Consider the following 14,350-nt stretch of genomic DNA (forward strand, 5'->3'; position numbering starts at 1 on the left):
TCCCGCTACGCGCGGTGGCGCCGGACCTCATGACTGACTGTCCGGCGCCACCGCGTAGCGACCGGCCGCGACCGGCGGGGCCGCGACCACCTGCTCATTCAGATCCGGGTGCCGTCGGCGATCCGTCCGGGTGAGCCCTCCGCCTCCACGTGCGCCTCACCGGTGGCGACGACGTCGGCACCGAAGGTCCAGTCGCCCTCCACCGTCAGCGACTGCGCGTCCTTGATGGAGGGGACGCCGTTCGGGAACCGAGCCTCGAAGTCCTGGATCTTCTTGTAGAAGCGCGGGTCGAGACTCACGGTGCAGGCCTGGTCCGGGACCATCTGCAGCAGTCCGTCGTCGTCGACCTCATAGACGTCCGAGCGCACCAGCAGCAGGTCGTTGGTGGTCTTGACCGGCAGGAAGCGGGAGCGCGGCACCTCGATGGCGGTGGCTCCCTCGAAGGCCTCAACGGCGGCACCCATGGCCGTCTCGAGCTGGATGACAGGCGTCGAGGAGGAGTCGGCGGGGTCCACCGTCTTGCTGTTCCTGATGAGTGGAAGCCCGAGGATCCCGCCCCGATCGGCGAGGGTGTCACGCAGCACCTTGAGGTCGAACCAGAGGTTGTTCGTGTGGAAGAAGGGGTGGCGGAACTGGTCGGTGAAGTAGTGCATCTGATCCTCGGGGGTCTGCGCCGTGTCGCGCAGGATGATGCGCCCGTCGCCCTTGCGCACCGCCAGGTGGCCGCCCTTGACGTCGGCCGGCGTGCGCCGGCACATCTCCGGGGCGTAGGGGGCGCCGGAGGCGGCGAACCAGCCGGCGATCCTGGCCGAGGGCGCCGCACCGAGGTTGTCGGAGTTGGCGGTCATGGCGTATCGGTAACCCTTGTCCAGCAGGGCGTCCAGCAGCCCGGAGGCGAGCAGGGCGGTGTAGATGTCGCCGTGGCCCGGAGGACACCACTCGAGCTCAGGGTCGGCCTCCCATTCCACGGGAGTCAGATCGTCGGCGCGCAGCTTGGGCTCGCGGTTCTGCAGGAAGTCCAGGGGCAGGCCGTCGACCTGGATCTCGGGGTGCCGGGCCAGCACTTCAAGGGAGTCCTCCCGGGTGCGGAAGGAGTTCATGAGGATCAGCGGCAGGCTCACACCATAACGCCGACGTGCCGCCAGGACCTGATCGACCAGCAGGTCCAGGAAGGTCTTGCCATCACGGACCGGCAGGAGGGACTTGGCGCGATCCAGGCCCATCGAGGTGCCCAGTCCCCCGTTGAGCCGGATGAGGACCGTCCTGCTCAGCGCCTCGCGGGCCTGCTCCTCGCTGACCTCGACGTCAGCCAGGGAGTCGATCTGCGTGAGGGGCTCGATGGTCTCCTCGGGAATGAGCCCTGTGGCCCCCGCCTCCAGGGACTGGTAGTAATGGGTGAAAACCGTGATGGCCTGCTCTGCGACACCGGCGTCGCGCATCTTGTGCTGGGCTGAAGTGAGTCCGTTCTCGCTCATGATGCAAGCCTATCCCAGCCTGACCGTTCTTGTGGAACTTTGTTCGACTCTGTTCGTTCTTGAAGGATTGGTTCTCTCCCTCCTCTCGAGTTATCCACAGGGCACTTGTACCCCCTTCACGCCATCGACGACTCCCCTTACTCTCAGATGAACCGGTTGAGTGACACGTGCTCACCGCCGAGCACCGAGTGACGAGGAGAACCGTCATGTCCATGCCGCCAACTGTCGGCCCGAATGTCGCCCTGGTCCTGCAGCGGCTGGATCTCATTGAGAGGAAGATCGACTGGCTCGCCGAGCGCGTCACCTGGCTGACCTACTCCTCCGCCGCCTCGACGCAGGAGAGCAGCGACTCCCCCGCCACAGCGAGGAGCGACAGCCCCTCCCGTCCGGAGACGGCTCCGCCCTCGATCGCCCCGCAGACGAGGTCTGCCTCGGAGCGCTCCTGGCAGCGTCTCAACGAGTCCCCCGTTCAGGCCCCGGTCAACGAGTCCCTCCCGGAGGACAGGAACGCCCACCCCACGACGACCCCGGCCGCTGACGCTCCCCGAGCCTCCCAGACTGAGGCGCCGCAGGCCCAGCACTACCAGGCCCCCGTCCCCGTGGAGCCCGCGCGATCCTTCGCGTCCCAGGCGGGCCCGGCTCCGATGCAGTATGCCCCCGTAGCGGGCAACGCCCCTCATATGCAGGCGGCCAATCAGGTGGGTCCGGCCGGCGCCGGTCAGGCACTCGGCGCTGAGGCCCAGGCGGTCCCGGGCTGGGCTCAGCGGGCGATGCGGGAGGGCAACCTCGGACGCTATCTGCTCTCCGGTGCCGCAGCTGTGCTCGTCCTGTCCGCCGGGGTCAGTCTGCTGGCTCTCGTCTGGGACTACATTCCCAACCCCGTCAAGATCCTGGGACTGGCACTCATCGCGGTCACAATGACAGCAGCCGGGGCTCGGCTGGGCCTCACTCATCCCCGGCACCGTGTCGCCGCCGCGACGATCACGGGAACTGGCGGGGGGCTCGGTTTCGTCGCCATCGTGGGGGCCGTTCTTCTCGGAGGGATGCTCCGTCCGGAGCCCGCGCTGATCCTCATGGCCTGCTGGGGCCTCGTACTCCTGGCCGTGTCGCACATGACACGGGTGCTGTTCACCGCGGTCGTCTCCACCCTCGGCGCTCTGGTGACCATCGGGTTCGCAGTCAGCCACGTGTCACGCCAGCCACAGGCCGCGCTCATCACATGGTTGATGATCGGTATCCACGTCACGGTGCTGGCGCTGACCTGCACCGCCCTGTCGCGCAACACCAGACGGATGACGTCGGCCGCCTGGTATCCGGTGACATCGATGGTGGCGACGGCGACCGCCCTCATCGCCGCACCGATCCAGCCGATGCTGCGTGTTTCCACCGTCGGCGGTACCAGCATCACTCTCATCCTGTGCGCGCTGCTGGTGTCTCAGACGATGCACGCAAGCACACGACTGTGGAGCATCGGCATCAAGACCTCGGGCTGGGACTGGGGCCTGACCGCGGCGGTGCTCATGGTGGGGTTCATCAACCTGTTGACGGGGCAGATGGCCCTCCACCTGGCACATACCGTCGTCGTCATCACCTATCTCCTCGAGCTCCTCCTGCTGGCCGCGGCGGCGCTCGCGATACTCCCGGGCTACTGCCCCGCTGGTTGGCGCCGTGCCATGGCGATCGGGCACGAGGCCGCGTTCTTCCCCCTCGCCTTGGCCGGAATGGCGGTTGTGGGTGATCCTCGAGTCCATCTCTTCGTCATCGTGGCTGCGATGCTGTGCCTCATTCCGGCCATCCTGAACGCACGAGTGGAGCCGGCCCCGATCCTGGCCCTGCTCGGAACGGTGCCGATTCTCGTGCCCCCGGGATCTGTCTACTCCCGCAGCGACTCCTGGTCGCTCATCATCTCCGTGGTGATCTCTGCGCTCATGGTGTGCGTGGCCGAGGGACTCGGTGACCGAGTGGCCCGCAGCTCTGCGGTCCCGGCTCCGTATGCCGCGCCTTCACGCGTTCAGCCACGGGTGCAGGCGCTGCGGGTGGCTCTGGCGGCAGTCGCCTTCAACATGACCGTCCTCGTTCCGTTCCTGGGAACCGGCCTTGTGGAGAACAACCGGGGTGCTTGGGAGGCGCTGCGCATGGTTCCGGGCCTGGTGGCTATCGCGCTCATCGCACTGGGGACGGTCTCACCCGGTGCCACGCCTCTGCGAGTGCTCAGTGGCCAGTGCCGAGGAGCCCGTTACCGGGTGGGGCCCCACGGCGAGGCCCTGCCCGACCCTTCAGGGAGGCAGACGGGAGCACCGGCACCATCCTGGATCGTCTCGGTGATGGCCGCCGTGCTGGCACTGGTGACGCTGTCGTGGGCTGATGCCGCGTCCTCAACGGCCTGGATGCTGCTACTGGTCGCCGTCGCCCTGGGGCTGGGAGCCAGCGCCACGTGGCTCCTGCTTCCCTGGCGGCGGCACGCGGAAGTGTGTCTGAGTCTTGCGATCGGAAACTCGTTGCTCATGTGGATCTCCGTGATGGTGGCCACCGACGTCGGCCCGGGCTCAGTCCTCATGTCGGTGCTGGTCCTGCTGACGGGCGGAGCCTGCATCGTGTTCGGCTTCAGGGCACGCCTGACGATCCTGCGCCACTACGGCCTGACCTTGGTGCTCCTGTCCGTGCTCAAGCTCGCTGTTATGGACGTGGCCTCGCAGAACTCGATCATTCGAGTCATCTCACTGGCGGCCGCGGGCGTCGTCTGCTTCGTCCTCTCCCTGCTCTACAACCGCTTCGCGCAGGAGCAGCGTCGCGAGAGCAACCAGGCCCCCATGGGGCCCGGGAGCTTCTGAGGGCGGCGGCCCGACGTCGAGCCTCGCCGGAGCGGGCGAGGGCGTCAGCCGCGGGCGGCCTCCAGCACTGGGGCCAGGAACTGACCGGTGTAGGACGACTCGGTGGCCGCGACCTTCTCCGGCGTACCGGCCACGACGACGGTTCCCCCACCCTTGCCGCCCTCGGGTCCCATGTCGATGACCCAGTCGGCGTTGGCGATGACGTCGAGGTTGTGCTCGATGACGACCACGGAGTTGCCCTTGTCGACCAGTCCCTGAAGCACCCCGAGCAGCTTGCGGATGTCCTCGAAGTGCAACCCGGTGGTCGGTTCATCCAGGACGTAGATGGTCCGGCCGGTGGAGCGGCGCTGCAGCTCGGTGGCGAGCTTGACGCGCTGGGCCTCACCGCCGGAGAGCGTGGTGGCCGACTGCCCCAGGCGCACGTACCCCAGTCCCACCTCGACCAGGGTGTTGAGGTGGCGGGAGATGACGGAGGAGGCGGAGAAGAAGTCGGCCGCCTGGTGGATGGTCATGTCTAGGACGTCGGCGACCGTCTTGTCCTTGTAACGGATCTCCAGGGTCTCCCGGTTGTAGCGGGCGCCGTGGCAGACCTCGCAGGGGACGTAGACGTCGGGCAGGAAGTTCATCTCGATCTTGAGCGTGCCGTCGCCCTTGCAGGACTCGCAGCGCCCGCCCTTGACGTTGAAGGAGAAGCGCCCGGGCCCATATCCCCGGACCTTCGACTCGGGCACGGCCGCGAAGATCTTGCGGATGTGGTCCCATACCCCGGTGTAGGTGGCGGGATTGGACCGGGGAGTGCGTCCGATCGGTGACTGGTCGACGTGGACCACCTTGTCCAGGTGCTCCACGCCCCGCACCGTCTTGTGCCTGCCGGGCACACCGCGGGCGCGGTTGAGCCGGTTGGCGAGCACCTGGTAGAGGATGGAGTTGACCAGGGAGGACTTCCCCGAGCCGGATACCCCCGTGACGGCGGTGAGCACACCGAGCGGGAAGGAGACGGTGATGTCTTTGAGGTTGTTCTCCCGGGCCCCGACGACGGTGACCTCACGGTTCTTGTCCCGCTTGCGCCGAGTGGATGGGATCTCGATCTGACGCCGCCGTGCCAGGTAGTCGCCGGTGATCGAACCCTCGGCTCCGGCCAGGCCCGCGACGTCGCCGGAGTAGACGACCTCACCGCCCAGCTCGCCGGCTCCGGGCCCGATGTCAACGATCCAGTCGGCCGAGCGGATGGTGTCCTCGTCATGCTCGACGACGATGAGCGTGTTGCCCAGGTCCCGCAGTCGCTGGAGGGTCTCGATGAGTCGGGTGTTGTCGCGCTGGTGCAGACCGATACTGGGCTCGTCCAGGACGTAGAGGACGCCCACCAGGCCTGAGCCGATCTGGGTGGCCAGGCGGATGCGCTGAGCCTCGCCCCCGGAGAGCGTGGCCGCACCACGGGCCAGGCTGAGGTAGTCCAGACCCACGTCCACGAGGAAGCCGAGGCGCGCGTTGATCTCGGTCAGGACGCTGCCGGCGATCTGGGCGGCCTGGCCGGTGAGGTTGAGGTCGGCCAGGAAGTCGCGGGCCTCGTTGATCGGAAGCTCGCACAGCTGAGCGATGGACAGCTCGCCCACGCGCACGGCCAGCACCTCGGGCTTGAGCCGGGCCCCGTCGCAGACGGGGCAGGGGATCTCACGCATGTAGGCCTGGTAGCGCTCCCGGGACCAGTCGGACTCGGTCTCGTCGTGCTTGCGCATGACGTAGTCGAGAACCCCCTCGAAGCCGGTGGAGTAGATGCGCTCGCGCCCCCAACGGTTGCGGTAGGTGACCTTGACCTCGTAGTCCTTACCGCGCAGGATCGCCTCTCGGGCCCGCGCGGGCAGGGCGCGCCAGGGGGTGTCGACGTCGAAGGAGAGCTCCTTGCCCAGGGCCTCAAGCTGGCGGGTGAAGTACTTCTGGTGGCTCGACCAGGGGGCGACGGCTCCCTCGGCCAGGGTGAGCTCCTCGTCGGGGACGACGAGCTCGGGGTCCACCTCGAGCCGGGTGCCGATTCCGGTGCAGGCGGGGCAGGCGCCGTAGGGGGCGTTGAAGGAGAAGGTGCGCGGCTCCATCTCGTCCAAGGCCAGGGGGTGCTCGTTGGGGCAGGCGCGCTTCTCGGAGTAGCGCCGCTCCCGGTCGGGGTCGTCCTCGGGCAGGTCGACCTGCTCGATGATGACCAGCCCCTCCGCCAGCCCCAGCGCCGTCTCGACGGAGTCGGTGAGGCGCTGGCGGATGCCCTCGCGGACGACGAGCCGGTCGACGATGACCTCGATATCGTGCTTGAGGCGCTTGTTGAGGGTCGGGGGGTTGTCGAGGCGCTCGGCGGCGCCGTCGACGCGCACCCGGTTGAAGCCGCGTCCGCGCAGCTCGCCGAAGAGCTCGGAGTACTCGCCCTTGCGGCCCCGCACCACGGGGGCGAGAACCTGGAAGCGAGTGCCATCGGGCAGGGCGCGGACCTGGTCGACGATCTGCTGCGGGGTCTGGGAGGAGATGACGGCGTCACAGACCGGGCAGTGCTGGACGCCGGCGCGCGCGTAGAGCAGACGCAGGTAGTCGTAGATCTCCGTCACGGTGCCCACCGTGGACCGGGGGTTGCGCGAGGTGGACTTCTGGTCGATGGACACCGCCGGGCTCAGTCCCTCGATGAGCTCGACGTCGGGCTTGTCCATCTGCCCGAGGAACTGGCGGGCGTAGGAGGACAGGGACTCCACGTAGCGGCGCTGTCCCTCGGCGAAGATCGTGTCGAAGGCCAGGGAGGACTTGCCCGAGCCCGACAGTCCGGTGAAGACGATCATCGTGTCGCGCGGCAGGTCCAGGTCGACGCCCTTGAGATTGTGCTCGCGGGCCCCACGGATGATGAGAGAGTCGTTCACGGGATTCGAGTCTAAGGGGTGAGCGCACATCCCGTGCGTCGCACATGTGTTCGACACGTCTCATGGTCGGGACACCGGAAGAATGACCGTGCTCCCGAGTTCCCACCATGGTCGGGGTCGGCGCCCCTATGCTGAGGCCATGAGCAAGATCTACGCCGTCGAGTACCGCTACGTCACTGACAAGGACGAGGAGATGGCCGCTGTCCGCCCCTCGCACCGCGCTTTCAACGGCCGCCTGGCCGATGAGGGCCGGCTGCTGGCCGCCGGCCCCTATGTGGGCACCCACGACGCCCTCATCGTCGTGCGGGCCGAGGACGAGGCCGGCGCACTGGCCCTCCTCGAGGACGATCCCTTCCAGCAGGCCGGCTACATCGCCGAGCGCATCCCACGTGAGTGGAACCCCGTCATCGGAGTCCTGGCCTGAGCCGGCAGGAGGCCTCACCGACCGGCTCGCAGTTCGCCCGTCCCTCCTCCCTGACCGGGCGTCTGCTGCTGCGCGGCATGAACATGGGGCACTCCCGCCTGCACCGGTGGGGGCTGGAGGCGGCGGGAATCCACCCCCGTGACAAGGTGCTCGACGTCGGCTGCGGCGGAGGCCGGGCCATCGCCCGGATTCTTGAGCGGACTCGTCGTGAGGTGGCCGGTGTCGACCACTCCCCCGAGGCGGTTGAGACGACCCGCCGTCTCAACCGCTCCGCCATTGCCTCGGGCCGTCTTCGGGTCCTGGAGGGCTCGGTGGACCACCTGCCCTTCCGCGATGGATTCTTCGACGTGGTGACGGCCTTCGAGACCACCTACTTCTGGCCCGACCTGCAGGCAGGCCTCGTTGAGATACGCCGTGTCCTGAGTCCCGGCGGTCGGCTCGTGATCACCAACGAGGTCGCCGACCGGGAAGCAGCGGGGCACTGGGCGGAGCGCCTGGGTATGAATGTGCCTGATGGCCGCAGCCTTGCCGGCCTGGCCCACGAGGCCGGCTTCCTCACGGCCGATATCAGCCTCCACCCCCGGCACGGATGGCTTCGCCTCCTCACCACAAGATAGGAATGCCGACGAGGCAGCAGGTCTCTTAGCCGCGGCCGCGCACGATCCGGCGCCGCACCAGGTGGACCAGCTCGATGCCGCCAACGGCCAGGCCCGCCATGAGTGCGATGACCCACCACACCCCGGGGGTGGGCCAGGCCAGCAGGAAGAAGGCGCGCACTGGCGGGGCGACGACGCCGAGGACCGCGATCGTCCCCATGAGAGCGACCAGTCCCAGCCGCCAGCTCGTCAATGGTCTGGCGGTGAGCGTGAGCAGCCACAGCCCGCAGGTGATGAGGACCAGGGTCGTCGCCGTGGTCACCTGGGCGCGCGGGGCGTGGGTGAGTGTCAACCAGAGGTAGGTGGACAGCGTGACGGTGCCCGCCATGAGCCCGGCCGGAACGCACAGGCTGAGCACCCGCCCGAGGAAGCCCTCCCGGTAGCGCTGGTTGCTGGGGGCCAGGGCCAGGACGAAGGCGGGGATCCCGATCGTCAGTGAGGAGACGACCGTGAACTGGCGGGGCAGGAACGGGTAGGCGACCGCCATGGCCGACACGACGACGGCGATGAGCGAGGCGTAGATGGTCTTGGCCAGGAACAGCGAGGCGATGCGCTCGGTGTTGGCCATGACGCGGCGCCCCTGGGCCACGACCCCGGGAAGGGCCGAGAACTCTCCCTTGAGCAGCACCAGGCGCGCCACCGCCTTGGTGGCCGGCGCTCCGTTGCCCATGGCGATGCCGAGGTCGGCGTCCTTGAGCGCCAGGGCGTCGTTGACGCCGTCCCCGGTCATCGCGACGACGTGCCCTTGGGACTTCAGCGCCCGTACCAGTGCCCGTTTCTGCTCGGGCGTGACGCGTCCCAGGACACTGGCGCGCTCAACCGCGTCGGCCAGGCGCTCCAGGTCCTCCTCCGTCTCCTGCCCGCTGCCCGCTCCGGCAGGCAGGGTACGTGCGTCCAGGACGACGAGCTCGCCGCCGTCGGGCGCGGTGACTCCGGCCTGACGGGCGACCGCGGACACGGTCTCGGGGCTGTCCCCGGAGATGACCTTGGCGTCGACCCCCTGCTGGCGGAAGTAGGCCAGGGTCTCCGCGGCGTCGGGGCGGATCTCCTCGGTGAGGATCACGATCCCTGCGGCCTCAAGGTCATCGGGAAGCCGCGGGTCCTCCTCCCCCGGAGCCAAGCTCCAGGGCGAGCGCGAGCGGGCCAGGGCCACGACGCGCATCCCCTGTGCGGCGATCTGACGGGCACGATCCAGCACTGACGCGTTGTATCCGGCCAGGACGATCTCGGGGGCGCCGAGCACCCAGGTGGTGCCGAAGCTGTCGCGAACCGCGGACCACTTGCGGCGCGAGGAGAAGGGCACTGACTCCACACCGGCCCTGCTGCCGGCGCCGGCCGACGACAGCGCCTCTTGAAGTCCTGGTGCACCGAGCCACTCGGAATCAGCGAGCCCGTCCCTGATGGCGTCGGCGGTGGCGTTGGCCTCCCCCACCGTACTGAGAAGTGCGAGCGCCGAGAGCACCTCGGGTGGAGCCTCACCGCCGTCGGGCCCCTGGATCTCACCGAGGCGGATGCGTCCGGTGGTGATGGTGCCGGTCTTGTCCAGGCACAGGGTGTCGACCCGGGCCAGGACCTCGACGGCGGGTAGCTCCTGAACCAGGACGTTGCGCCTGGCCAGGGCCAGGGAGGCGGTGGCGAAGTTGACCGAGGTCAGGAGCACCAGACCCTGGGGCACCATGCTGACCACGCCCGCGATGCCGGCGACGACCGCGTGGCGCCAGGCGCCGCTGCTCCAGGCCTCGGCGACGCTTCCGCTCAACCGCAGCTGGGACCACACCAGGACCAGGGCCACGGGCACGATGACCCAGCTGATCCAGTGCAGCACCCGGTTGGTCCCCGCCTGCAGCTCGCTGACGACGAGTGAGTACTTGCGGGCCTCCCGGGCCAGCCGGTGGGCGTAGGCGTTCCCGCCGACCGCGGTGGTGCGGAACAGCCCGGTCCCGGCCGTCACCGTGGTCCCGGACATGACCTTCGCTCCGCTCACGGGGCGCACCGGCCGGGACTCGCCGGTGAGGATCGACTCATCGATCTCCAGGCCGTCGCTGGTCAGAACCTCCCCGTCGGCCGGCACCTGTTGGCCGGCTGCGAGCCGTACGACGTCGTCGAGGACGACCTGGCCGACGGCCACCTCGGTCTCGGCCCCGTCCCTGACGACGATGGCGCGGGGGGTCTCCAGCACGGACAGACGGTCCAGGGCACGCTTGGCGCGGATCTCCGCCAGGGTTCCGGTGGCGGTGTTGAGCACAAGGACGAAACCGAACAGTGCATCCGCCCAGTGCCCCAGCGCCAGGACAAGGACCAGTGCGGCGCCGAGGATGCCGTTGAAGATCGTGAAGACATTGGCTCGCAGAATCTGCGCGGCGCTGCGGGAGGTCCGCTCGCGGTACTCGTTGGTCTGTCCGGCGCTGACGCGCTCGGCGACCTGGGCGGCGCTGAGCCCGCTGACCGAGGACTCAGGGGGATGCGTGGTGCTCACGAGTCACACAGTAGTGAATCGGTCAAAGAGTGCCCCTCCTCCTGGGGGCCGAGACCTCAGGATGCGGCCTCCAAGCGCCGGGCATCTGCCCGCGACTTGAGGACCGAGGCGATGACCGTGACCAGGACGGTGCTGATGATGACGCTCAGGGACACTCCGATCGACGCCTCGGGGATGGCGTGCCACTCCTGGCCCCCGTTGATGAAGGGGACCTCATTGGTGTGCAGGGCGTGAACGATGAGCTTGAAGCCGATGAAGCCGAGGATGACCGCCAGGCCGTAGTGGAGGTAGACGAGTCGGTCGAGCAGCCCGTCGATGAGGAAGTAGAGCTGGCGCAGGCCCAGCAGGGAGAAGGCGTTGGCGGAGAAGACCAGGAAGGGCTCGCTGGTCAGGGAGTAGATCGCGGGGATGGAGTCGACGGCGAACATGACGTCGGCGGTACCGATGGCGATGATGCACAGCATCATGGGGGTGATCATGGTGCGCCCGGCGTGGCGGTGAATGACCTTGCCGCCCACGAAGCCGTCGGTCATGGGGATGACGCGGGCGATGAGCTTGACGAAGCCGCTGGGCCTGTACTCCTCATCATCGTCGTCGGGCTCCTGGACGCCCTCCCGGGCCTGGGAGAAGGCGGTCCACAGGAGCCAGGCCCCGAAGAAGTAGAACACCCAGGAGAAGTTCTCGATGAGCGCGGCGCCGGCGAGGATGAAGATGAGCCGGAGAATAAGGGCGATGACGATGCCGGCGAGCAGCACCTCCTGCTGGTACTTCCGGGGCACCTTGAAGGAGGACATCATGATGACGAAGACGAAGAGGTTGTCGATGCTCAGCGCCTTCTCGGTGATGTAGCCGGCCAGGTACTCCTGGGCGAAGCCCCCGCCCCACACGAACCAGACGATGCCGCCGAAGACCAGGGCCATGCCGATATAGGCCACCGACCAGACGGCGGCCTCCTTCATGGTGGGCTCGTGGGGGGTGCGCACGTGACCGACGATGTCGATCACGATGAGGGTCAGGATGATGGCCGCCAGGCCGATCCACCCCAGGATGTGGACGTCCACGTGTTCTCCTCCGGTACGGAACTGGTACCGGAGGTCTCCTCCCGCCACGTGCACAGGCGCTCAAGGCATGTACCGCTCTGGCCGCGACGCCGGGAACGCAGGACTGATGGGTGCCCGCACCGCCGTGATGACGACGTCGCCGTTGGTTGGGAGTACTCCCCTCCGTGTATAACGCCTGAGAGTCTAACGGGACGCTTCCTCTCGACGTAGCCACGCCGAGTCACTCATGGCTGTGAGATCAGTCGGCGGCCCGCATGGCGCGCAGCTCCTTCTTGAGATCCTGGATCTCGTCGCGCAGCCGGGCGGCGAGCTCGAAGTGGAGATCCTCGGCGGCGGCGTGCATCTGCTGGGTGAGCTCGTTGATGAGCTCGGCGAGGTCACCCTGTGCCGCGCCGGCGAGCTTCTCACGCACCGTGGCCTCGGCGGCGTGCTTGCGCCGGGCCCGCACCGAGGAGTCCTCGTGGCCCCGGTAGCCTCCGGCCAGAAGGTCGGCGGTGTCGACGTCCTCGCGGGCGAGCATGTCGGTGACGTCGGCGATCTTCTTGCGCAGCGGTTGCGGGTCGATGCCGTGCTCGGCGTTGTAGGCCAGCTGCTTGGTGCGGCGGCGCTCAGTCTCCTCGATGGCCTCAGCCATGGCCGGGGTGATGGTGTCGGCGTACATGTGGACCTCGCCGGAGACGTTGCGGGCGGCACGTCCGATGGTCTGCACCAGGGAGCGGGTCGAGCGCAGGAAGCCCTCCTTGTCCGCGTCCAGGATGGACACGAGCGAGACCTCCGGCAGGTCCAGGCCCTCACGCAGCAGGTTGATGCCCACCAGGACGTCGAAGCGCCCCAGCCGCAGCTCGCGCAGGAGCTCGACGCGCCGCAGCGTGTCGACGTCGGAGTGGAGGTACTCCACGCGCACGCCCCTCTCGGCGAGGTAGGTGGTCAGGTCCTCGGCCATGCGCTTGGTCAGGGTGGTCACCAGGATCCGCTCCTGGCGCTCCACACGGGCGCGCACCTCCTCGAGCAAGTCGTCGATCTGTCCCTGCGTGGGCTTGACGACGACCTTGGGGTCCACCAGTCCCGTGGGCCGGATGATCTGCTCGACAACACCGTCGGAGCGCTGGGTCTCGTAGTCACCCGGGGTGGCCGACAGGTAGACGGTCTGGCCGACGCGGTCCTCGAACTCGGCGAAGGTCAGGGGGCGGTTGTCCAGTGCGGAGGGCAGACGGAATCCGTGCTCGACCAGGGTGCGCTTGCGGGAGGCGTCCCCCTCGTGCATGGCGCCGATCTGGGGAACGGTCACGTGGGACTCATCGATGACGAGGAGGAAGTCCTCGGGGAAGTAGTCCAGGAGGGTGTTGGGCGGGGTGCCGGTCTCGCGCCCGTCGATGTGCAGCGAGTAGTTCTCGATCCCCGAGCACATGCCGATCTGCTGAAGCATCTCCAGGTCGTAGGTGGTGCGCATGCGCAGGCGCTGGGCCTCCAGGAGACGGCCGTCGTGCTCGAGCTGGGCCAGACGCTCGGCGAGCTCGGCCTCAATGCCCTCGATGGCCTTCTGCATGCGTTCGGGGCCGGCCACGTAGTGGGAGGCGGGGAAGACGAAGACCTGCTCGACAGTGTCGATGACGTCCCCGGTCACGGGGTGCAGCGTGGCCAGGGCCTCGATCTCGTCCCCGAAGAACTCGATGCGGATGGCGAGCTCCTCGTACATCGGGATGATCTCCACCGTGTCGCCACGCACGCGGAAGGTGCCCCGGGTGAAGTCGATGTCGTTGCGGGTGTACTGCATCGTCACGAAGCGCCGCAGAAGATCGTCCCGGTCGATCTGCTGGCCCACTTCCAGGGGCGTCATCCGGTCCACGTACTCCTGGGGGGTGCCCAGGCCGTAGATGCAGGAGACCGAGGAGACCACGACGACGTCCCGGCGGGTGAGCAGGGAGTTGGTGGCGCTGTGGCGCAGGCGCTCGACCTCGTCATTGATGGAGGAGTCCTTCTCGATGAAGGTGTCCGTCTGCGGGACGTAGGCCTCGGGCTGGTAGTAGTCGTAGTAGGAGACGAAGTACTCCACCGCGTTGTTCGGCAGCAGCTCACGGAACTCGGCGGCCATCTGGGCGGCCAGGGTCTTGTTCGGCTCCAGGATGAGGGTGGGGCGCTGGACCTGCTCGACGAGCCAGGCGGTCGTCGCGGACTTGCCGGTTCCCGTGGCGCCAAGCAGGACGATGTCCTTCTCCCCCGCCCGCAGACGCTCAGTCAGCTCGGCGATCGCCGTGGGCTGGTCCCCGCTGGGTGAGTAGGGGCTGACGACCTCAAAGGGTTTGGCTGCGCGCTGGAGCTCGGTAACGGGACGCATACCCTCAGGCTACGCGGTCCGACCGACACCATGGACACCTCAGACCGCGCAGTCACCTCCTTCACCATCCTGCGATCCGGCCGTCACCACACAGATACGTCTTTGTATCCAGGAAGGGACCTTTCAATCGAGTTCACCTATTACGGTGGTTCTCGCAGGACGCCGGGTCGTCCCGTTCCACGTTCATGTGGATGCTCATGA

Annotated in this window: 8 protein-coding genes; 3 read left to right on the forward strand and 5 right to left on the reverse strand. The window is 68.0% G+C overall.

Annotated elements, in window-relative coordinates:
- Window positions 1-98: 98 nt before the first annotated feature.
- On the reverse strand, window positions 99-1,475 hold the full coding sequence (locus AB7V09_RS03080) for a UTP--glucose-1-phosphate uridylyltransferase (RefSeq protein ID WP_419142888.1): 1,377 nt from the start codon (window positions 1,473-1,475) through the stop codon (window positions 99-101).
- A gap of 206 nt (window positions 1,476-1,681) precedes the next feature.
- Between AB7V09_RS03080 and AB7V09_RS03085 the strand changes: the two genes are divergently transcribed.
- A complete protein-coding gene (locus AB7V09_RS03085; protein WP_419142889.1) occupies window positions 1,682-4,306 on the forward strand; it encodes a DUF2339 domain-containing protein in 2,625 nt (874 codons plus the stop codon).
- A gap of 44 nt (window positions 4,307-4,350) precedes the next feature.
- Here the strand turns inward: AB7V09_RS03085 and uvrA are convergent, their stop codons facing one another.
- On the reverse strand, window positions 4,351-7,197 hold the full coding sequence (uvrA, locus tag AB7V09_RS03090) for an excinuclease ABC subunit UvrA (RefSeq protein WP_419142890.1): 2,847 nt from the start codon (window positions 7,195-7,197) through the stop codon (window positions 4,351-4,353).
- Between the two features lie 139 nt (window positions 7,198-7,336).
- Here uvrA and AB7V09_RS03095 point away from each other — a divergent pair, with 139 nt between their 5' ends.
- Window positions 7,337-7,621, forward strand: coding sequence for a YciI family protein (locus AB7V09_RS03095; RefSeq protein WP_020991526.1), 285 nt, complete (start codon window positions 7,337-7,339; stop codon window positions 7,619-7,621).
- Window positions 7,591-8,238 (forward strand): class I SAM-dependent methyltransferase, encoded by a 648-nt coding sequence (locus AB7V09_RS03100; RefSeq protein ID WP_419142891.1) that lies wholly within the window; start codon window positions 7,591-7,593, stop codon window positions 8,236-8,238. The genes AB7V09_RS03095 and AB7V09_RS03100 overlap by 31 nt, the downstream gene beginning before the upstream one ends.
- 25 nt (window positions 8,239-8,263) lie before the next feature.
- On the opposite strand, the gene AB7V09_RS03105 is transcribed toward AB7V09_RS03100, so the two are convergent.
- The 3 genes from AB7V09_RS03105 to uvrB form a co-directional block, all read right to left on the reverse strand.
- Window positions 8,264-10,753: an HAD-IC family P-type ATPase gene (locus tag AB7V09_RS03105; RefSeq protein ID WP_419142892.1), complete on the reverse strand. Its 2,490-nt coding sequence runs from the start codon at window positions 10,751-10,753 to the stop codon at window positions 8,264-8,266.
- Window positions 10,754-10,809: 56 nt separating this feature from the next.
- On the reverse strand, window positions 10,810-11,814 hold the full coding sequence (locus tag AB7V09_RS03110; RefSeq protein WP_075415378.1) for a TerC family protein: 1,005 nt from the start codon (window positions 11,812-11,814) through the stop codon (window positions 10,810-10,812).
- A 238-nt stretch (window positions 11,815-12,052) separates the two neighbouring features.
- Window positions 12,053-14,149 (reverse strand): excinuclease ABC subunit UvrB, encoded by a 2,097-nt coding sequence (gene uvrB, locus AB7V09_RS03115; RefSeq protein ID WP_419142893.1) that lies wholly within the window; start codon window positions 14,147-14,149, stop codon window positions 12,053-12,055.
- Window positions 14,150-14,350: the final 201 nt, after the last annotated feature.

It is taken from the genome of Actinomyces sp. SKVG-SVH-4(1), from assembly GCF_048514265.1.
GTDB lineage: Bacteria > Actinomycetota > Actinomycetes > Actinomycetales > Actinomycetaceae > Actinomyces > Actinomyces oris.

Excerpts from the sequence above, each read along its gene's own strand:
- AB7V09_RS03095 (WP_020991526.1), top strand. The coding sequence starts at position 7,337 with ATGAGCAAGATCTACGCCGTCGAGTACCGCTACGTCACTGACAAGGAC.
- AB7V09_RS03085 (WP_419142889.1), top strand. The coding sequence starts at position 1,682 with ATGTCCATGCCGCCAACTGTCGGCCCGAATGTCGCCCTGGTCCTGCAG.
- AB7V09_RS03080 (WP_419142888.1), bottom strand. The coding sequence starts at position 1,475 with ATGAGCGAGAACGGACTCACTTCAGCCCAGCACAAGATGCGCGACGCC.
- uvrB (WP_419142893.1), bottom strand. The coding sequence starts at position 14,149 with ATGCGTCCCGTTACCGAGCTCCAGCGCGCAGCCAAACCCTTTGAGGTC.